This is a genomic window from Sphingomonas sediminicola (genome assembly GCF_014489515.1).
Classification (GTDB): Bacteria; Pseudomonadota; Alphaproteobacteria; order Sphingomonadales; family Sphingomonadaceae; genus Sphingomicrobium; species Sphingomicrobium sediminicola.
On record NZ_CP060782.1, the window covers coordinates 2,399,906 to 2,418,727 of the forward strand.

Genomic DNA, 18,822 nt, shown 5'->3' on the forward strand with positions numbered 1-18,822 from the left:
GCTAGCGGACGACATCTCCGGTTGTCCCGGGGGCAGGAATCTCAAGTTCCTGCAGCTCTTCGATATCCGCCTTCTTCATTCGGAACAGCTCGCGGTCCTCGGCCTTGAAACCCTTGGTCCACAGGACCGCGCCGAAGGCGAGCAGGATTCCCGGGATGCCGAATATCAACTCGGCCCACTCGGGAAGGAGGGTCGCGAGATACCCGACGATAGTCCCGGCGCCAGCGGCCCAGATCAAGGGCCAGCGCCAGCCATTCACGCGAGCACCGAGAATTCCGCACAGCAGCCGCGACTTGGCGATTGCCGCGAAGCCCAAGGCAAGCATCAGGGCCATGGCAGGACCAGTGGCCTGGAACATCACTGGCCATCCGAGCCAGCGCATCGCGAGGATCAGCACGACGGAGAGCCCCGCCTGGAGCGCCAGCATCGCGAGGCTGATCAGCATGTTGCGGTGCCGTGCTACGTAGATGAGAGCGGCCTCGCTAACCGCCGCCATCGCAGCCACGACTTCTGCGGCAAGAAGGAAAGCCAAGGCGGCGGTACCGGCAACGAATGCCGGTCCGACGAGACCCATTACGGCTTCGCCCGGAATTGCGAGAGCGAGCGCGACACCGAGTTGCGCACCGATCACCCAGAAACCGACCTGCCGCACCTGCTTGGCGACCGCTTCCTTGTCGCCTTCCTTCAGGTTGCGCGCGATGACCGGTCCGAGGATCGGGTCGAAGCTGGTCTTTAGCTTGGCAGGAAGCGAAGCAACGTTCTGCGCGACATAATAGATGCCGACGACCTTCGGCGAAAAAAACAGGCCGAGGACCGCGATGTCGATTCGGCGTGATCCCCACTCCACCGCGTCAGCCGCGGCAACCGGAATATTGCGTCTGGCCATCCGCCAGAGGGTCGCGGGATCCGGCCGCCAGCCGTGCGCGATCCCGTAATTCTTCACGAATGGGATGATCGAAGCGAGCAGGGCGGCGACCATCGACAGGACGTAGGAGATGATCAGGCCGTCGCGCGTCGAAATGAACGCCCAGACGAGCGCCGCGACGCTGATCGTCACGGGTTCAACGATCGCCCTCGCCCGGACCGTCGACGTCACATCGTGGCGATAGGCGAGCGCGGCGAGCATGATGTCCGACCAGGCCAGCGCGATGATCGTGATCGGCAGCAGCCATTCGAGTCCGGTCAGCTCGCTGTTCGGGAACATGGCCTGAGGGAAGACCATCAGTATGCCCATTGCGAACGTGGAACCGACGGCGGCGACCAGCAAGGCGTCCCACGCGATGCATACATGCGGCTTGTCGGTATGAGCGAGTTGCTGCGCGAGACCTCGCTTCAACCCAAGGGTCGCAAGCTGGGCGGCGAACTCGACGATCAGGACCGCATAGGCGAAGCGGCCGAGCGCCTCGGCGCCGTAGATCCGGCCGGCGATGAACAGGAACGGTAGGCGCGCCGCCAGCCGAACGCAGAAGCCGAAAAAGTTGATTCTTCCGCCGCGAGCCAAGGCCGCGAGATCTGCGGGAGGTGCCGAGCCGTTCGGCGCCGTGCTCAATGCGCCGCGCCCCAATGCTCGCCCCAGCCGATCTCGACATCGAGCGGAACGTCGAGCTTGAGAGCCGGCTCCGCCGCAGTTTCCATGACCCGGCGGACCACGGCAGCCGCTTCCTCCTCACGGCCGTCGGGCACCTCGAAAACCAATTCGTCATGAACCTGCAGGAGCATGCGGACTCCGTCGAGGCCGGCCTCGGCCAGCGCACCATCCATCCGCGCCATCGCTCGTTTGATGAGATCGGCGCTGGTGCCCTGGATCGGCGCGTTGATGGCGGCGCGCTCGGCCCCGCCCCGGATCGACGGATTGGGCGAGCGGATGTTCGGATAGAAGTGCGTCTTCCGGCCGAAGAGAGTCTTCGTATAGCCGTTCTGCCGGACGAAATTCAGGGTGTCGTCCATGTAGGCGCGGATGCCCGGGAAACGTTCGAAGTAGCGCGCGATGATCGCCGAGCCTTCTTCCCTCGACACGCCCATTCGCGATGCAAGACCCCACGCTGATACGCCGTAAAGGATGGCAAAATTGACCGTTTTCGCCTTGCCCCTTGTGTCGCGATCGACGGTGCCGAACAGCTCTTCGGCCGTGATGTTGTGGATGTCGTCGCGGTTCTTGAACGCTTCCTTGAGCTGCGGGACGTCGGCCATGTGCGCCGCGATGCGCAGTTCAATCTGGCTATAGTCGGCGCTCATCAGCACATATCCCGGCTCGGCGACGAAGGCGTCGCGGATCTTGCGGCCGAGCTCCGTTCGGATGGGAATGTTCTGCAGGTTCGGATCGTTCGACGACAGTCGCCCGGTCTGTGCGCCGGTCAGGCTGAAGCTGGTGTGGACACGGCCGGTCTCCGGATTGATTTGCGCCTGCAGCGCATCGGTATAAGTCGACCGAAGTTTCGTCAGCTGGCGCCAGTCGAGCACCAAGCGCGCGACGTCGACGCCCTCGCTCGCGAGCCGCTCCAGCTCATTCACGTCCGTCGAATAATGACCGCTCTTGCCCTTGCGACCGCCCTTGAGGCCGAGCCGCTGATAAAGCACATCGCCGAGCTGCTGCGGCGAGCCGATCGTGAACGGCCCCTGCGCCGCTTCGTAGATATTGCCTTCGAGCTTCGTGATCTCTTCCGAGAAAGTCTTGCTGAGCCCCGCTAGATATTCGCGGTCAACCTTCACGCCGCGCCGCTCCATCCGCCCGATGACCGGGATCAAAGGCTGGTCAACACGCTTGTAGACCCGCTCGGCATGCTCGGTGGTCATGCGAGGCTTAAAGCGTTGCCACAGCCGAAGCGCGATGTCCGCATCCTCGCCCGCATATTCGGTCGCTTCCTTCAGTGGCACCTTGTCGAAGGTAATCTGCTTGGCACCCGTCCCGCACAGCGACTTGAAGCTGATGCAGTCATGCTCGAACTGCGACTTGGCGAGGTCGGTGAGGTTGTGGCCAAAGCTCCGGCCTGCATCCAGGTCGAAGCTCATCAGCATCGTGTCGTCGTAAGGCGCGACGTCGATGCCCGCCTTGTCGAACATCACCCAGTCGTACTTGAGATTATGCCCGATCTTCAGCACCGCCCGGTCTTCAAGGAGCGGCTTCAGGCGGTCGAGTACGAGCTGCAGCGGAAGCTGATTCGGCGTTTCCGACAGAAGGTCTCCGCCGACGTGGCCGACCGGAATGTAGCAGGCGCGGTTCGGGCGGTCGCCAGGCTGATCCCGGCGAACCTGGCGATGATGCAGTCTATGCAGTCGGTCTCGGTATCGACCGCGATATAGCCCTGCGACCGAGCCTCCGCGATCCAGCGATCGAGTGAAGCTTCGTCCGTAACGGTCTCGTACTTAGAGACATCGACCTCGATTTTCTCCGGTGCGTCGGGCTCGGCGATCTTCGACGCCGGTTTGCGGTCGAGTGCCGCTATGACGTCATTGCGAACGGTCGCGCCGGTATTGGGCGAGCCGCCGCCGACCATCCGATTCAAGAGGGTCTTGAAGCCCTGATCCTCGAGGAATTCTCTGAGCGGTTCCGGGGAATGCCCTTTAGGATCAGATCCTCGAGCGGTTCTGGAAGTGGTGCGTCGCACACCAGCCGCACGAGTTCGCGCGAGAGCCGCGCATTGTCCGCATGCTCGATCAGATTCTGCTTGAGCTTCGGCTTGGCGATTTCTTCGACGCTTGCGAGCACGGCCTCGACGCTGCCGTATTGCTGGATCAGTTGAGTTGCCGTTTTGGGGCCAACGCCCGGAACGCCGGGAACATTGTCGACACTATCGCCCATAAGCGCGAGGACTTCGCCGACCTTCTCAGGCCCCACGCCGAATTTCTCATTGACCGCGGCTTCGTCGATGCGGCGGTCATTCATCGTGTCGAGCATGTCGACGTGCCCGTCCTCAACCAGCTGCATCAGATCCTTGTCGGAGCTGACGATCGTCACCTTCCAACCGGCGTTCTTCGCCGCCATTACGTAGCAGGCGATGATGTCGTCAGCCTCGAGCCCGGCCTTTTCGATGCAAGGGATGGAGAAGGCGCGCGTCGCCACACGGATGAGCGGGAACTGCGGGACCAAATCTTCGGGCGGCGGCGGCCGGTGCGCCTTGTACTGGTCGTACATCTCGTTGCGGTGCGTATGCTCCGACGCATCGAGAATGACGGCCATGTGGGTCGGGCCCTCGGCCTGCTTCAGCCCGTCAGCGAGCTTCCACAGCATGGCCGTGTAGCCATAGACCGCCCGACATTCATCCCGTGCCGGTTCGTCAGCGGCGGGAGCCGGTGATAGGCGCGGAAGATGTAGCTCGACCCGTCGACAAGGTAGAGGTGGTTGGTCACCTTCGCTTCGGTCGTGGGCGCTTCGGCGGTTTCTACGTCGGACATGAGCGGGCGGGTTTAGCAGGGTGTCGGACGGATGCCAGCGGCGGCTAGCCGAACAACAACGGCTTCAGCACCATGCAAAGGCCGATGAGGCTGATCACGAAAGTGATCGTCCGCACCACCGGCACGCCAAAGCCGTAGAGCGGAAGATAAATAATGCGCGCTCCAAGCCATATCCACCCGCCAAGAGCGGTCCACGAATTCGTGCGATCCGCAAGAACGACACCCAGCAGAGCCACAATCGCGATCGGGAAGGTTTCCTGGAAATTCGCCTGAGCGCGGGCGAGCCGTCCGGCGACGGGATTGAGCGCCGGAAGTGCCTCGTCGCGAGCGCCTACGTTCCAGTTTCGGCCGTACTGCTTCGTCTTGAGGTGAACCGCGGCGAAAATGTGAACCAGGAGCAGAAGCGCTCCGAACGCGGCGATCTTGAGTTCGACTGGCATTCCCGGCTCCTCTTCTATGGGACCAGAACGGTGTCCTTCGCCTCGGCGGCCATCTTCGGATAATCGAGCGTGTAGTGAAGGCCGCGGCTTTCGTGACGCGAGAGCGCGCTTCGGATGATCAGGTCCGCGACCTCGACCAGGTTACGCAACTCGATCAAGTCCGGCGTGACGCGGAAATGCCTGTAGTAGTCGGCGACCTCCTGGCGAAGCAGGTCGATGCGGTGCTTGGCCCGTTCGAGCCGCTTGGTCGTCCGGACGATGCCGACATAGTTCCACATAAAGCGGCGAATCTCGCCCAGGTCTGGGTGATCACGACTTCCTCGTCGCTGTCGGTGACTCGGCTTTCGTCCCAACCGCGAACCTCCGGGACATCGGTCAGCGCGTCCCAATTGCCGAGGATATGGTGTGCGGCGGACTCACCGAACACGAGGCATTCGAGTAGGCTGTTCGAAGCCAGGCGATTGGCGCCGTGAAGGCCGGACTGAGTGACCTCGCCAGCTGCATAGAGCCCAGGCGCATCGGTACAGCCATGCAGGTCAACGACCACGCCGCCGCAGGTGTAATGCTGGGCCGGAACGACCGGAATCGGCTCCTTCGTGATGTCGATGCCCAGGCCAATCAGCTTCTCGTAGATGTTCGGAAAATGCTCGCGGACGAAATCCGGGTCGCGGTGGGAGATGTCGAGGTGCACATAGTCGAGACCAAGCCGCTTGATCTCGTGGTCGATCGCGCGGGCCACAATGTCGCGAGGCGCAAGCTCGGCACGCTCGTCGAAGCGCGGCATGAAGCGCTCGCCGGTGCCGGGTATCTTGAGCTGACCGCCCTCGCCCCGAACCGCCTCGGTGATGAGGAAGTTCTTGACCTGCAAATTGTAGAGGCAGGTCGGGTGGAATTGCATGAACTCCATGTTGGAGATCCGGCATCCCGCCCGCCAAGCCATGGCGATACCGTCGCCGGTCGCACCGCGCGGCGCGGTCGAGAACAGATAGGCGCGGCCCGCTCCGCCCGTCGCGAGGACGGTCGCTCGCGCGGTCAGCGCCTCGACCCGCTTCTTCGCGCGATTGTAGGCGTACAGGCCGTGGACCGCTCCGCTGGTCGAGAAGTTGGTCGCGTGCCGGCCGGTGATCAGGTCGACGGCGACCATGTCGGGGATGAGCGTGATGTTCGGATGCCTGAGCGCGGCGGTTTCCAGCGCCTGCTGGACCGCGGCTCCGGTCGCATCGGCGACGTGGACGATGCGGCGAAAACTGTGTCCACCCTCGCGGGTCAGGTGAAGGCCGCCGCCTTCCGTCGCGAAGGGGACACCCAGTTCGATCAGGCGAGCGATGGCGCGCGGTGCAGATTCGACGACATGCTCGACAACCTTGCGGTCATTGAGACCGGCGCCCGCAATCATCGTGTCGTTAATATGCGATTCGAAGCTGTCGCCCTCTTCCAGGACCGCGGCGATTCCGCCCTGCGCCCAGCCGGTGGCCCCCTCGCCGAGCGCGCCTTTCGCAATGACGGCAACCTTACGGTCTTCGGCTAGGTTGAGAGCGGCGGTCAGCCCGGCCGCCCCGGACCCGACGACCAATACGTCCGCAGTGGCTTTCATGCCGCCTTTTCGCTCACCAGACTGAGGAACACGTCTTCGAGATCGGGGTCGCGGGTCCGAACGTCGACGATAGAGAAGCCTTCGCGCTGGACGGCCGCGAGGACGTCGCCCGCATTGCACTTGTCCTTGCGATAGGTGATCTCGATCGTTCGTTCGTCCAGCAGTCGGATATTCTCGAAACAGGAGTGGCTCGGGACCGAGCCAAGGTCCTGGTCGAAGGTGACCACCACCGCCTTTTCCTGCGCCTTCGCCACCAAGGTCCGCGTCGGCTCGTTCGCGACGACTTTCCCGTGGTTGATGATCGCGATGCGATCGCAGAGTTCCTCGGCCTCTTCGAGGTAATGGGTGGTGAGTACAACGGTGACGCCCTGAGCATTCAGTTCGCGAACATAAGCCCACAGCTGTCGGCGGAGCTCGATGTCGACACCAGCGGTCGGCTCGTCGAGGACGAGGATCGGCGGCGAATGGACCATCGCCTTGGCAACCAACAGCCGTCTCTTCATCCCGCCCGACAAGGTACGCGAATATGCGTCGGCCTTGTCGGTCAGATGCATCGCCGCGAGCAGTTCGTCAGTTTTCCGCTGCTCCGGTGGAATTCCGTAAAGGCCCGCCTGAATCTCCAGCGCCTCCTTCGGAGTGAAGAAGGGATCGAATAGGATCTCCTGCGGGACGATCCCGATCGAGCGCTTCGCATTGCGCGGATGCTCGTCGATGTCGAAGCCCCAGATGCGGACTTTGCCGGCGCTCTTCACGACGAGGCCCGCGAGGATGTTGATCAGAGTCGATTTTCCGGCGCCGTTGGGTCCGAGCAATCCGAAAATCTGCCCCTGCGGGACGTCGAAACTGACATCGTCGAGCGCGAGCTTTCCGCCCGCATAGGTCTTGGAGACGGAGTCGATCCGAATGGCGGCAGGCGTTTCCATCACAGGTTCGCATAGCGGCCAGCGCGGCCCGCGGACAAGCTGAGCAAAATAAAACAGGTAAATGCGGCGTTTACTGTACCTGTCAGACGCCTGTTGAGGGGAAAAGGTTACTGCGGTCTTTGCGATGGGTCCGGTACGTCTCTTCACCTTGCTTGCTGCAGGGCTGCTTTCGATCATGACGGCGGCGCCGGCTTTTGCTGCGCCGAAGGCCGCCGCCCCGCCTGCCAAGGCGAGCGCCGATATCCGCCGCGCGGCACAGGTCCGATTGCTCAACGATCTGAACTTCGGTGCCCTCACCGTGACCACTGCCGGCACCGCGGTCATGAACCCGAGCACGGACGTCCTGACGACCACCGGCGGCGTAGTGAGCGTCGGAGGGAATCCCTACTCGGCCCTGTTCGAGAGCGTCTCTCCGGTGAAGGGCGTCGTGATCGTCCGCATCCCAAACAAGCCCATCACGCTCATCAGGGTTGGCGGCACCGAGACAATGACCGTCTCGACATGGACGATCAATGGCAGCAACAGCCGCACGGTCAACGCCAAGGAGCCGTTCACATTCAAGGTCGGCGGGACGCTGAACGTCAACGCCAACCAGGTGGAAGGGCTCTATGTCGGAACGTTTACCGTAGACGTTCAATACCCCTAGCCCGCCAAGAGATTTAAGATTGCGGCAACCCTTCGCATTGAAGCCGCAACCCGCGATTGCTACCGGGAGCCCATGGAACAGTCCGCCAAGGCCGCCAACGCGCTTCCACCGCCGGAAGTCTACAAAGTGAAGACCCTGCAGGTCGCCTGCGACGGATCGGGCGAAGTCTCGCCGGCACTCGGTCATCCGCGCGTGTTCCTTCGAATGGAGCCCGACCTCGGCTTCGTCGAGTGTGGTTATTGCGACCGGCGATTCGTCCTCGAGGGCGGTCCCGCCGACAAGCAGGCCTAAGGCCCAAAACCCGACCGGGGTGGCAGGAACCTCCGCGACGTCTATATCTGCCCAATGTCCCTAATCACCGATCCGCGCCGATTCCTTTATCGCGATGGAGCGCTGGATCCGGACGACGCCAAGAACCTGGTCGCAAAGCATCTCGCCCATTGCGACGACGGCGAACTGTACCTCCAATATTCGGCAAGCGAGGCGTTCGGTTTCGACGACGGTCGATTGAAGACGGCTGATTACCACACGGCCTCAGGGTTCGGACTCCGCGGCGTTTCTGGCGAAACGACCGCATTTGCGCATGCCAATGAAATCAGCGCCGCCGCTGTCGATCGAGCGGCAGCAACACTGAAGTTGCTCGATCCCGCGAAGGGCCCGCCGGCCCAGCCGCCGCTGCGCACGAACCAGGCGATGTACACGGCGGACGACCCGCTCGGCGTCATCCCGTTCGCGGAGAAAGTGGCGCTATGCCAGAAGATCGACGCAGCGGCGCGAGCGCGCGATCCGCGCGTTGCGCAGGTCGCCGTTTCACTCGCCGCCAGCTGGAGCGTCATCGACATCGTCCGCTCGGACGGCTTCGTGGGAAGCGACGTGAGGCCTTTGGTGAGGCTCAACGTTCAGATCGTCGCGCAAAACGGCGATCGCCGTGAAACAGGGTTTCACGGCATGGGCGGCCGCTATCTTTACGGTCGGCTGTTTGAGGAATCCGAATGGCAGCGCGCAATCGACGTCGCGCTGGCGCAGGCCCTGGTCAATCTCGAGTCCGTCGCAGCCCCCGCTGGCGAAATGCCGGTCGTGCTCGGCCCCGGCTGGCCCGGCGTTCTGCTGCACGAGGCGGTCGGCCATGGCCTTGAAGGCGACTTCAACCGCAAGGGGACGTCCGCCTTCTCCGGTCGAATCGGCGAGCGCGTTGCCGCACCCGGGGTCACGGTCATCGACGACGGGTCGATCGGCCAGCGCCGCGGATCGCTCACGATCGACGACGAAGGCACTCCGACGCGCCGCAACGTCCTGATCGAAGACGGAATCCTGAAGGGCTACATCCAGGACCGGCTGAATGCCCGGCTGATGGGCGTCGAGCCAACTGGCAATGGCCGGCGCGAAAGCTTCGCGCATTCACCGATGCCACGCATGACCAACACTTTTATGCTGGGCGGCAACGATAATCCCGGTGAGCTGGTCGAGCGGGTGAAAGACGGGATCTACGCTAAGAGCTTCGGGGCGGGCAGGTGGATATCACGAGCGGCAAGTTCGTCTTCTCCTGCACCGAAGCCTATCGAATCCGCGGAGGTAAGATCGCCGAGCCGATCAAGGGTGCGACATTGATCGGTGACGGGCCGACAGTTCTCACCCGGATCAAGGGCATCGGCAACGACATGGAGCTGGATGAAGGCATCGGTATCTGCGGCAAGGGCGGACAGTCCGTGCCTGCCGGTGTGGGCCAGCCAACCCTGCTGATCGACGGCCTGACCGTCGGAGGCACCGCAACCGCGTGACTGACTGGCGCCGGGACGTTCTGACATACTGGTTCGGGCTCGACCCGAAGCAGTGGTGGCGCAGTGAGCCGGAAGTCGACGACGAAATCCGCCAACGCTTTTCGAAACTGTGGGCTGAGAAGAGACAGCTGCCGGTCGATGCGTTTCTCGAGGATTCTCTGACGGCGCTCGCGGCCATCGTCCTCTTCGATCAGTTTCCGCGCAACATGTTCCGCGACTCGGCAGAACAGTTTGCGACTGATCATCTCGCGCTCGCCATTGCGAAGTCGGCGGTCGATCGCGGCTTCGACGACAACTTGCAGCGGCAGGAACGGGGCTTCCTCTACATGCCGTTCCAGCACAGCGAGGTGCTCGCCGACCAGAATTGGTCGGTGCAGCTCTTCACTGCGCTAGGCGACGACTATCAGCTCGGTTTCGCGAAGAAACATCACGACCTGATCGAGCGCTTCGGCCGTTTTCCGCACCGCAATGCGATCCTCGGGCGTGCTCCGCGCCCGGATGAAGTCGCCGCGGGCAATGTCGTTCCCTGGTGAATGAGCCTCGTCGAGCTCGCCCGGTTCGATAATCGCGTCGAGGCGGATCTCGCACGGTTGAACCTCGAGGCCGAGGGAATCGACGCTGTGCTGTTCGACACCGACATGCATGGGTTCGGCTGGGGCCGATCATGCCAATCCGGCTGATGGTTCTCGAAGAAGATTTGGCCGACGCCCGCCGGCTCCTTCCAACGCTTTAGAGCAGATGCGCGATCGGCGTCGGGTCGACGCCGACGTCCGAGAGGTGCCGTTCGATGTCTCCGCGCGACATGCCTTCATCGTTCTTTGCCAATGCCCATGCGAGAGATGAGCGCGTGCCAGTCCGGCAGAACGCGAATACCTTCCCTTTGGCGGCCTTGATTGCGTCCTGCATGGCTTGAGCGTCTGCGGGACCGATTCCGCGGATGATCGGGATCGCACGATATTCGATGCCGGCCGCCCGGGCGGCCTTCTCGATGTCCATGCCGAGCGGCTGATCAGGTTCCTCTCCATCGGGACGATTGTTGACCAGCATGGTGACACCCTCGCCGACCAGCGCGGCGACGTCTTCGGGCCTAATCTGACCACTCACCAAAACCTTTTCATCCAGCTGGCGCGACATCCGGTTCTTCCTCTTTGGCCGCAAGCGCGGCGAGCATGGCTTCCCCGTAGCGGGCAAGCTTCGCTGCACCAACTCCCTGGACCGTTCCAAGTTCTGCGAGGCTCCGCGGTCGGGTCGCGGCGATCTCACGCAGGGTCGAATCGTGGAAGATCACATAAGGCGGAACGCCCGCATCTGATGCGAGCTGCCGGCGAACCTCCCGCAAGGCGTCGAACATCGGGTCGGCGGGTCCCTCGTGGCGGCGTCTGGACGTCCGCTTGCGCGGTGCCGGCAACGTGATCGTCAGCTCCTGCTCACCCTTCAGGATCGGCTTCGCACCGGGCCCGAAGCTCAGGCCGCCATAGGCATCGGCACGCAAGGCGTCGCGAGCGATCAACGCCCGGGCGACCGGCCGGACCAGGGCCAGTTCTTCGGAATTGGCGATCCCAAAAACCGAGAGGCGATCGTGGCCGAAGCTGCGCACCTTCTCATTGTCGTTGCCTGCCAGCACGTCCGCGAGGTGCGCGACGCCGAAGCGCATTTCGGTCCGGAACGCCGCGGAGAGCAATTTGCGAGCGACCTCGGTGGCGTCGATCGTCTTGGGCGGGTCGAGGCAATTGTCGCAATTGCCGCAGGTTTCGGGCGGGTCCTCGCCGAAATGACGCAACAGTACGGCGCGCCTGCAGCCCGGCGTTTCCACGAAGGCCGCGAGCGCATTGAGACGTTCACGCTCGGCGGGCCGCCGAACCGGCTCGACTTCCTGCTCGATGCGGCTGCGGGCTCGCGCGAAGTCCTCGGCGCCCCAGAAGAGCCAAGCCTCTGCCGGCTCGCCGTCGCGGCCGGCGCGGCCGGTTTCCTGGTAATAAGCTTCGATCGATTTCGGGATCCCGGCATGGGCGACGAAGCGCACGTCCGGCTTGTCGATCCCCATTCCGAACGCAACGGTCGCCGCGATCACCATTTCCTCGGACTCGACGAATGCTGCCTGATTACGGGCCCTAATCGGTGCTTCGAGACCGGCATGGTAGGTCACCGCCGGCCTTCCGCTTCCCGCGAGTTGTTCGGCGATCCGCTCTGATTTGTCGCGGCTCGGCGCGTAGACGATACCTGAGCCCGGCTGGCCGGCAAGCAGCGTCTTAAGCTGGGCATTCAGCCCGTCGCGCGGGCGGACGTGATAGCGGATGTTGGGCCGGTCGAAGCCGGCGAGAATCAATCCTTCCTCCGGAATGCCGAGTTGAGCCAAGATGTCGGCGCGGGTGCGCTGGTCGGCGGTTGCCGTCAGCGCGAGCCGGGGCACGTCCGGATTGTCATCGAGCAGCGGCTTCAGCAGGCGATAGTCGGGACGAAAGTCGTGTCCCCATTCGCTCACGCAATGCGCTTCGTCGATCGCGATTAACGACAGGTTCGTGCGGCTAATGAGGCGACGAAAAGCTTCGCCGGTCGCCCGCTCCGGCGCGATGTAGAGCAGGTCGAGCTCGCCCGACTTGAAGCGCTGGACCGTCTGTTCCCGGTCGGCATCCGCCGAGGTCAGCGACGCGGCGCGAAGCCCAATCGCGTCGGCGCTCCGGATCTGGTCGTGCATAAGCGCGATCAGCGGCGAGATGACAAGCGCGGCGCCTTCGCGGGCGATGGCGGGCAGCTGGTAGCAGAGCGACTTGCCCGCTCCCGTGGGCATCACCGCGAGCGTGTGCCGGCCGGCAAGCACTCGGTCGACGACGTCTTCCTGGACCCCGCGGAAATGGTCGAAGCCGAAGACTGTGTGGAGGATTTCGGGAACGCTACTCACGCCCCGTCCATAGCGTGCGGGACGAGCTTGTCGAAACTACTCGGCGGCTTCCGCGGCTTCTTCGAGGACGCGCTCGGCCGCCTGGCGATACCAGAGATCGGCGTAAAGGCCGCCGCGATCGAGCAGCTCCTCGTGGGTGCCGAGCTCCGCCACATTCCCGTCCTCCAGCACGGCAATGCGATCGGCTCCGACCACGGTCGAGAGACGGTGCGCGATGATGATGGTCGTGCGGTTGCGGGCGATCCGCTCAAGCGTCTCCTGAATCGCCTGCTCGGTGCGACTGTCGAGCGCGCTGGTCGCTTCGTCCAGCACGAGGATCGGGGATTCTTGAGGAGAGTTCGGGCGATTGCGACGCGCTGCTTCTCGCCGCCGGACAACTTGAGACCACGCTCGCCGACCATCGATTGATAGCCTTGCGGAAGCGAGTTTACGAAATCGTGGATGGCGGCGCCTTTGGCCGCTCCTTCGATCTCGTCCTCGGACGCTTCGGCGCGACCGTAGGCAATGTTGTAGCCGATCGTGTCGTTGAACAGGACCGTGTCCTGAGGGACGATTCCGATCGCGGAACGGAGCGAGCGCTGCGCGACCTCGGCAATGGGTTGTCCGTCGATGAGGATGCGCCCGGCGGTCGGATCATAGAAGCGGTACATCAGACGGGCGAGGGTCGACTTTCCCGCTCCCGAAGGCCCGACGACCGCGAGGCTCGTCCCGGCGGGAATGTCGAGATCGATGCCCTTCAGGATCTCGCGGCCCGGCTCGTACCCGAAGCGCACGCCTTCGAACCGAACGTTGCCGCGCTTCACTTCAAGGGCAGGCGCGTCCGCAGCATCGACGACCTCGGCGGGCGTATCGAGCAATCCGAACATCGCCTCCATGTCGATCAGGCCCTGCCGGATCGAGCGATAAACCCAGCCGAGCATGTCCAGCGGCCGGAAAAGCTGCATCAGAAGCGAGTTCACGAGCACTACGTCGCCAGGCGTGAATTGGCCGCGGCTCCAACCCCAGACCGTAAAGATCATGGCGCCGGCCATCATCAGATTGGTGATGAAGGACTGGCCGATGTTGAGCCACGCGAGCGACGTTTCGTTTCGAACGGCGGCGTTCGTGAAGGCGCCGATCGCCTCGTCGTAGCGCTTCGCCTCGCGCTCCTCCGCACCGAAATATTTGACGGTCTCGTAGTTGAGCAGGGAATCGACCGCGCGCCCGATCGCCTTGTTGTCGACTTCGTTCATGTCGCGCTGGATCTGTGCGCGCCAGTCCGTGACCTTGCGCGTGAAGGCTATGTAGATCGCCACCATCACAAGGGTAGCGGCGACGAGCCCTCCGCCGAATTTGACGAAGAAGATGGCGCAAATCGCGACCAGCTCGATGATCGTCGGGCGATGTTGAAGAGGAGGAAGTAGAGCATCATGTCGATGCTCTTTGTCCCGCGCTCGACGATCTTGGTCAGCGAGCCGGTCCGGCGTTCCAGGTGAAATCTCAGACTGAGGTCGTGGATGTGGCGGAACACCTGGCCCGATAGCCGCCGGGCGGCCCCCTGACCGACCTTCTCGAACAAGGCGTTGCGGAGATTGTCGGCGAGGACTCCCGCGAAGCGAGCAGTCGCATAGGCAGCGACCAATCCGGTCACGACGCCGGCGGCCACCGCGGGACCCGACATGCGGTCGATAACCGCCTTGTAGGCAAAGGGCATGACCAGCACGGCTGCCTTGCCTGCAAGGACGAGGACCACCGCGGCGATTACCCTCGCCTTCAGCTCCGTCTGACCCTTAGGCCAAAGCATCGGGAGGAAGCGCACGAGGGTGTGGAAACCACCCTTTGCTTTCTCCTGATGCTGTCCCTCTGCCGATGCCATCCGGGCCTAGGTAGGAGTGCGTATGGCCCGCGGCAAATGACGTATGCGAAACAAGTGGAACTGGAGTGGGATTCGGCTGTTTTGCGGACAAGTTCTCGAGCGGGTTTTTCCAAATGGAACCAGTCTATTACGTCATCGCGATCCTGGGCTGCTCCGACGGCTCGGCACAGTGCACGCCAGTGGCGACGATGCCGACGCATTATTCGTCCCATGAAGCCTGCTCCGCCGGCACTCAGCAAGCGCTTTTGACGAACAACGAGTTCGATTTTCCGACGCTCGTAGCCGAGTGCCGGGCGACTGATCCGCGGACCATCGCCGCCAAGGACTCTTCGGACAAGGCACCGGCGAACTCACTTCGCGGCTGAGCTTTCCCTCATGGCCTAATCTTGGCCCAATCCAATTGGGAAAATCTCCCAACAGTCAGCGCGAATTGCGCCAACTGCTAGCCAAGCAGCCACTCTCTTCTACTGAAAAACAAAGATAATTTCGAATTGGCACGCTCCCTGCATTGTTAGCGGCGTGGGGCTCACGTCGAGCCGCACATCAAAAAGGGAGACTGAAATGTTTGCTCTGACTTCTGCTCGCGACACCGCCACTGCCTTCGCAGCCGCTTTCATCACCGCCATGCTGTTCGTCAGCACCGCGACCAGCGCGTTCCCGATTGCGTAACGAACCTCAGCACAAGGAATTCGAAGTGAACGGTCGTTTTGTTCTCAACAGGACCCAAGGCAAGGTGATGGGCGTGGCCGCCGGCCTTGCCGACTGGACCGGCATCGATGCACTTCTGATCCGCCTCGGAATGGTCGCAGCGCTCCTGCTGACCGGGCCGGTGGTGATCCTGTTCTACGTTCTCACGGGATGGTTAGCGTCGGACCGTTGATCCCGCGCTAACCTTCCCTAACCTCTCATTTGTGATTGAGGGCCCGGATCCGTTTCAGCTGCAACGCTTCGTCCATGCCCAGCAAGGTACGTTCGAAATTGCGCTGACGGAATTGCAGACCGGAAGGAAACAGAGCCACTGGATCTGGTTCATCTTCCCGCAGCTCGCCGGACTGGGCCGAAGCCCAACCGCAACCGTCTATGGAATAGGGTCCATTCATGAGGCTCGCGCCTACCTGGACCACCCGGTCCTTGGAGACCGCTATCGCAAGGCGGTCGAGGCAATACTTTCCTGGGCCGACAGAAAATCCGCCGTTGAGGTCCTTGGCGAGGTCGACGCGATGAAGTTTCGATCGAGCCTCACTTTATTCGAGCGCGTATCGGGCGACCCGCTCTTCGCACGCGCCCTAGACGCATTTTACGATCGACCAGACCAAGCGACGCTTCAGCTTATCGGCCGCAACTAACCCAGCTACTCCGGCCCTGCGCAGCCCCGCCTTTCATCGCCTCCGATCTTCAGCGTTACAGCGATCGGATAGGTGCGGTCGGACATTCCATCGGAGCACCCCGCTTCGGGCCTCGTCGCCAGAATGAAGCGATCCTTGCCGAGCGATCCGCTCCACTCGCCTGTCTCTCGAGTGCCCGTGAACTTAGTCCAGATCCTGATGCCCTTCTGATTCTCCGGCGTGCTGTAGGTGACGCATCGGCCATCCACGTCGGCGCTCCAGAAGGGCTCCGTGCCCACCGCCTTCAGACGATTCGGGCCTATCTCCTTGCCGTTCTGGATCCTGCAGGGGCTTGCGCTCGATGGTGTTGCACTGTCCCGCGGGACAGCTTCTGCCACAACATTGCTTTCCGCAATTGGTGGGACAACCCGGTTGACCTGCTCGACCTCGTTCGCCGGTACTAAATTGCTCTCGGCCGCGTCGCGTTGGCCGCAGGCCGCCAACAATAAGCCAATCATCACGATGTTCGTGCGCCGCACCGATGACCCCTCTAGCTACAAACGGGAGCGATGTTGGCTTCTGCAACGTTCCTTGGCTAGGTTCCATCACCCGATAGAGGAGAGTCGCATGCGCAAGTGGCTAACGGCCTTCGTGATAGCCGCAGCAGTGGCAACGCCCGCAGCAGCTGCTCTACCAAATGGATCGAAGGCACCCGACTTCACCACCACGGGTGCCGTCGGCGGCAAGGCCTTCAAGCTTCACCTCGCGGACCAGCTCCGCAAGGGCCCGGTCGTGCTCTACTTCTTCCCTAAGGCATTCACTAAAGGCTGCACGCTGGAGGCTCACGCGTTCAGCGAAGCGGCGAAGGAATTCCGGAAAGCGGGAGCGCGGGTCATCGGAATGTCGGCGGACGACCTTCCGACGCTGCAACGTTTCTCGGTCGAGGCCTGCCGCAGTGCTTTCCCCGTGGCCACCGCGACTGTCGAAACGCAGAAGGCCTATGACGTGGCCTGGGCCGAGCATCCTGGGCTCACGACCCGGACATCCTACGTCATCGACCGCCGGGGTCGGATCGTCATGGTCCACGATGATCTCGACTGGAGCCAGCACGTCGCCAAGACGCTCGAGGCCGTAAAAGCGCTGAAGCGCTAGCGGTTCACCCGCCACATGCGGAATGGCGAATCCTTCGGAAGGCTGACGGGCGTCAGCCATGTCGGGACGCGGCCCTTCGAGAGCTGGCTGTAGAAGCCATTGGGCGCCTCGGATGTGAAGATCGTCGCGGAGGCCATGTTCGGGCAGACCAGCAAATAGTCGGAGCGGTACTTGGCCATGATCCGATGCGCCTGCGCCTCGTCGCCCCTGAATGCATTCATGACGTCAGCGATCTGATCTCCGTTGCGATGGTAAGGACCCGCTACGGCATCGTGATGGGTCACTGTGATGACTCTTGGGCCGAGATCGATGAAGGTGAAGACCATGCCCTTCGGCTGCTTCGCCACGGGTTTCAGGCCCCAAAGCGAAACGCACTGCCGGTTGGCCTTGTCGACTGCCAGCTCCACCGGCTTCTTCTTCCTCACCGGGTAGAAATAGCTCGCAGCGGGCGCCGCCGCGCCGAGACCCAACGCAACAAGCAGAAATGTTCCGAGAACGCGAACAGCTGAATTCTTTGATTTCCACGTCCAAGGCACCGCGGCCCATAGCAATGCAATCGCTCCAGCCAGGCCAAGGACCTGAGCTGCCGGGCCAGTCCGGGTCTGCCACAGCAGGAGCAATGTCGCGGCCGTAAGTGGTGCGGCCACCGCAAGGATCCGCCGCAACAGATCCGGATCCTGCCGCCGCGTCCAGGCGAGAAGAAACCAGCCGATCATGCCGGTCACGGGAATTGCAGCGACCGCGACCGCGGTCTGCCATCCATGGCGATAGAGAGGCCGCGCCTCGCGAACATGGCTCAGCCAAAGCCGCTCCACCTCGGGAGAAATGCCCTCGAGCCGCGAAAGGCAATGCGGCCACATCAATGCATGGAAGGCCGCGACCACGATACCCGCCGCTGCCGCCATGGCCAGGCGGCGTTTCCAGTCGGCCGGCGAGAACATTGTCAGGCCGAAAAGCAACGCCGAGCCCAGCAAGGCATCCGAAAGCCATACCGGGGAAAGCGCATCGCAGACCGGCGCGCGATTGGCGTACGAAGCGAAGACGATGAACCCGATCGCCGTCCCGCCGCCCATCGCAGCGGCATAGGTCGAGAGCCGCTTCCGTTCATTTGCATCAGAGACCCAAAAGAGCCCCATCGCCGCGCCGATGACCGCGATGTAGATCACCATTTCGAGGCCGATCCACAGTGACATTGCCGAGGCAATGCCGGCTACTGCCCCACCTCTTGCTCTCTTAGGATCAGCGACCCCAGCCACCGACAGCGCCAGCAGCGCTAGCTGCCACCCATGGTGGTCGATCCGTGCCGGCATGAACATCCCGGTGGCCGACCCGGCATAGAAGAGGGTGATGAAAGCGAGCGGATAGGCGCGACGATCAATGAGCCTCCGCGTAATCAGGGAGACCGAAACGAGGAGCAGCAGCAGCGGCAACATCGGTGCTATCGCGATAGCCGTGCGCTCAGCATCGACGCCGCCAACCAGCGGACGCAGCGCTAGGATGATCCCGGCGATCGGCAGGTCCACGAGCCGGGACCAGTGGATGTTAGCGCCGAAGGGCGGATTCAGCCGATACTGGCGAAGGTCGAACCAGTCCTGCCCCGCCAGCAGGGCCCGAACCTGGCTCATCCGCATATTGTCATCGGTATCAGGTAGCGAGAAATACTGGATCGTGTTCCAGCGATCCATCACGAAGTAGGTGCACAAGGCTAGCCAGGTGCCGACCACAACCCATTTCCAGTAGCGGTCGAGCAAATCGAAAACGCGGTCCAAGCCTTGCCTCTTTTTAAAGGGTTTCCTGCTGTAGCGGGGCGCGGCTACA

At 62.8% G+C, this 18,822-nt stretch carries 15 protein-coding genes and 4 pseudogenes; 9 read left to right on the top strand and 10 right to left on the bottom strand.

Annotated elements, in window-relative coordinates:
• Position 1 precedes the first annotated feature (1 nt).
• The 5 genes and pseudogenes from H9L14_RS12900 to H9L14_RS12920 form a co-directional block, all read right to left on the bottom strand.
• Positions 2 to 1,549 carry a lipopolysaccharide biosynthesis protein gene (locus H9L14_RS12900; protein ID WP_187708414.1) on the bottom strand — a complete coding sequence of 516 codons (1,548 nt, stop codon included), beginning with the start codon at positions 1,547 to 1,549 and terminating at the stop codon, positions 2 to 4.
• Positions 1,546 to 4,392, bottom strand: a pseudogene (gene polA / locus H9L14_RS12905) (DNA polymerase I). Before polA ends, H9L14_RS12900 begins: the two are co-directional and overlap by 4 nt.
• 44 nt (positions 4,393 to 4,436) lie before the next feature.
• Complete coding sequence (locus tag H9L14_RS12910; RefSeq protein ID WP_187708415.1) at positions 4,437 to 4,832, bottom strand: MAPEG family protein; 396 nt, start codon at positions 4,830 to 4,832, stop codon at positions 4,437 to 4,439.
• Between the two features lie 14 nt (positions 4,833 to 4,846).
• Positions 4,847 to 6,426 (bottom strand): annotated as a pseudogene (nadB, locus tag H9L14_RS12915) (L-aspartate oxidase).
• Positions 6,423 to 7,349, bottom strand: coding sequence for an ABC transporter ATP-binding protein (locus tag H9L14_RS12920; protein WP_187708416.1), 927 nt, complete (start codon positions 7,347 to 7,349; stop codon positions 6,423 to 6,425). Before H9L14_RS12920 ends, nadB begins: the two are co-directional and overlap by 4 nt.
• A 124-nt stretch (positions 7,350 to 7,473) precedes the next feature.
• On the opposite strand from H9L14_RS12920, the gene H9L14_RS12925 reads away from it, so the two are divergent.
• The 5 genes and pseudogenes from H9L14_RS12925 to H9L14_RS12945 all read left to right on the top strand — a co-directional run bounded on the left by H9L14_RS12925 (position 7,474) and on the right by H9L14_RS12945 (position 10,453).
• A complete protein-coding gene (locus tag H9L14_RS12925; protein ID WP_187708417.1) occupies positions 7,474 to 7,995 on the top strand; it encodes a DUF4402 domain-containing protein in 522 nt (173 codons plus the stop codon).
• A gap of 72 nt (positions 7,996 to 8,067) precedes the next feature.
• Positions 8,068 to 8,286 carry a zinc-finger domain-containing protein gene (locus H9L14_RS12930; RefSeq protein ID WP_187708418.1) on the top strand — a complete coding sequence of 73 codons (219 nt, stop codon included), beginning with the start codon at positions 8,068 to 8,070 and terminating at the stop codon, positions 8,284 to 8,286.
• Positions 8,287 to 8,340: 54 nt separating this feature from the next.
• Positions 8,341 to 9,773, top strand: a pseudogene (tldD, locus tag H9L14_RS12935) (metalloprotease TldD).
• Positions 9,770 to 10,306 (top strand): DUF924 family protein, encoded by a 537-nt coding sequence (locus H9L14_RS12940; protein WP_187708419.1) that lies wholly within the window; start codon positions 9,770 to 9,772, stop codon positions 10,304 to 10,306. The pseudogene tldD and the gene H9L14_RS12940 overlap by 4 nt, the downstream one beginning before the upstream one ends.
• Positions 10,307 to 10,453 carry a hypothetical protein gene (locus tag H9L14_RS12945; protein WP_187708420.1) on the top strand — a complete coding sequence of 49 codons (147 nt, stop codon included), beginning with the start codon at positions 10,307 to 10,309 and terminating at the stop codon, positions 10,451 to 10,453. It begins immediately after the preceding gene.
• 49 nt (positions 10,454 to 10,502) lie between these two features.
• Here the strand turns inward: H9L14_RS12945 and H9L14_RS12950 are convergent, their stop codons facing one another.
• The 3 genes and pseudogenes from H9L14_RS12950 to H9L14_RS12960 all read right to left on the bottom strand — a co-directional run bounded on the left by H9L14_RS12950 (position 10,503) and on the right by H9L14_RS12960 (position 14,527).
• A complete protein-coding gene (locus H9L14_RS12950; RefSeq protein WP_222949836.1) occupies positions 10,503 to 10,877 on the bottom strand; it encodes a protein tyrosine phosphatase family protein in 375 nt (124 codons plus the stop codon).
• Positions 10,878 to 10,887: 10 nt separating this feature from the next.
• Positions 10,888 to 12,672: a DNA helicase RecQ gene (gene recQ / locus H9L14_RS12955; RefSeq protein WP_187708422.1), complete on the bottom strand. Its 1,785-nt coding sequence runs from the start codon at positions 12,670 to 12,672 to the stop codon at positions 10,888 to 10,890.
• A gap of 36 nt (positions 12,673 to 12,708) precedes the next feature.
• Positions 12,709 to 14,527, bottom strand: a pseudogene (locus H9L14_RS12960) (ABCB family ABC transporter ATP-binding protein/permease).
• 113 nt (positions 14,528 to 14,640) lie between these two features.
• Between H9L14_RS12960 and H9L14_RS12965 the strand changes: the two are divergent.
• The 3 genes from H9L14_RS12965 to H9L14_RS12975 all read left to right on the top strand — a co-directional run bounded on the left by H9L14_RS12965 (position 14,641) and on the right by H9L14_RS12975 (position 15,873).
• Positions 14,641 to 14,892, top strand: coding sequence for a hypothetical protein (locus H9L14_RS12965; protein ID WP_187708423.1), 252 nt, complete (start codon positions 14,641 to 14,643; stop codon positions 14,890 to 14,892).
• A gap of 329 nt (positions 14,893 to 15,221) precedes the next feature.
• Entirely contained in the window at positions 15,222 to 15,407 is a 186-nt protein-coding gene (locus H9L14_RS12970) for a PspC domain-containing protein (RefSeq protein ID WP_187708424.1), read from the top strand.
• A 31-nt stretch (positions 15,408 to 15,438) separates the two neighbouring features.
• Positions 15,439 to 15,873: a DUF1810 domain-containing protein gene (locus H9L14_RS12975; RefSeq protein ID WP_187708425.1), complete on the top strand. Its 435-nt coding sequence runs from the start codon at positions 15,439 to 15,441 to the stop codon at positions 15,871 to 15,873.
• Between the two features lie 5 nt (positions 15,874 to 15,878).
• Here H9L14_RS12975 and H9L14_RS12980 read toward each other — a convergent pair whose 3' ends face one another.
• Positions 15,879 to 16,391 (bottom strand): COG3650 family protein, encoded by a 513-nt coding sequence (locus tag H9L14_RS12980; protein WP_187708426.1) that lies wholly within the window; start codon positions 16,389 to 16,391, stop codon positions 15,879 to 15,881.
• Between the two features lie 88 nt (positions 16,392 to 16,479).
• Between H9L14_RS12980 and H9L14_RS12985 the strand changes: the two genes are divergently transcribed.
• On the top strand, positions 16,480 to 17,004 hold the full coding sequence (locus tag H9L14_RS12985) for a peroxiredoxin (RefSeq protein WP_187708427.1): 525 nt from the start codon (positions 16,480 to 16,482) through the stop codon (positions 17,002 to 17,004).
• Here the strand turns inward: H9L14_RS12985 and H9L14_RS12990 are convergent.
• Positions 17,001 to 18,773, bottom strand: a complete 1,773-nt coding sequence (locus H9L14_RS12990) for an AcrB/AcrD/AcrF family protein (protein ID WP_187708428.1) — start codon at positions 18,771 to 18,773, stop codon at positions 17,001 to 17,003. The genes H9L14_RS12985 and H9L14_RS12990 overlap by 4 nt on opposite strands.
• Positions 18,774 to 18,822: the final 49 nt, after the last annotated feature.

Coding starts and splice junctions, on each gene's coding strand:
- H9L14_RS12985 (WP_187708427.1), top strand. CDS start 16,480: ATGCGCAAGTGGCTAACGGCCTTCGTGATAGCCGCAGCAGTGGCAACG.
- H9L14_RS12910 (WP_187708415.1), bottom strand. CDS start 4,832: ATGCCAGTCGAACTCAAGATCGCCGCGTTCGGAGCGCTTCTGCTCCTG.
- H9L14_RS12965 (WP_187708423.1), top strand. CDS start 14,641: ATGGAACCAGTCTATTACGTCATCGCGATCCTGGGCTGCTCCGACGGC.
- H9L14_RS12925 (WP_187708417.1), top strand. CDS start 7,474: ATGGGTCCGGTACGTCTCTTCACCTTGCTTGCTGCAGGGCTGCTTTCG.
- H9L14_RS12945 (WP_187708420.1), top strand. CDS start 10,307: ATGAGCCTCGTCGAGCTCGCCCGGTTCGATAATCGCGTCGAGGCGGAT.
- H9L14_RS12930 (WP_187708418.1), top strand. CDS start 8,068: ATGGAACAGTCCGCCAAGGCCGCCAACGCGCTTCCACCGCCGGAAGTC.
- H9L14_RS12920 (WP_187708416.1), bottom strand. CDS start 7,349: ATGGAAACGCCTGCCGCCATTCGGATCGACTCCGTCTCCAAGACCTAT.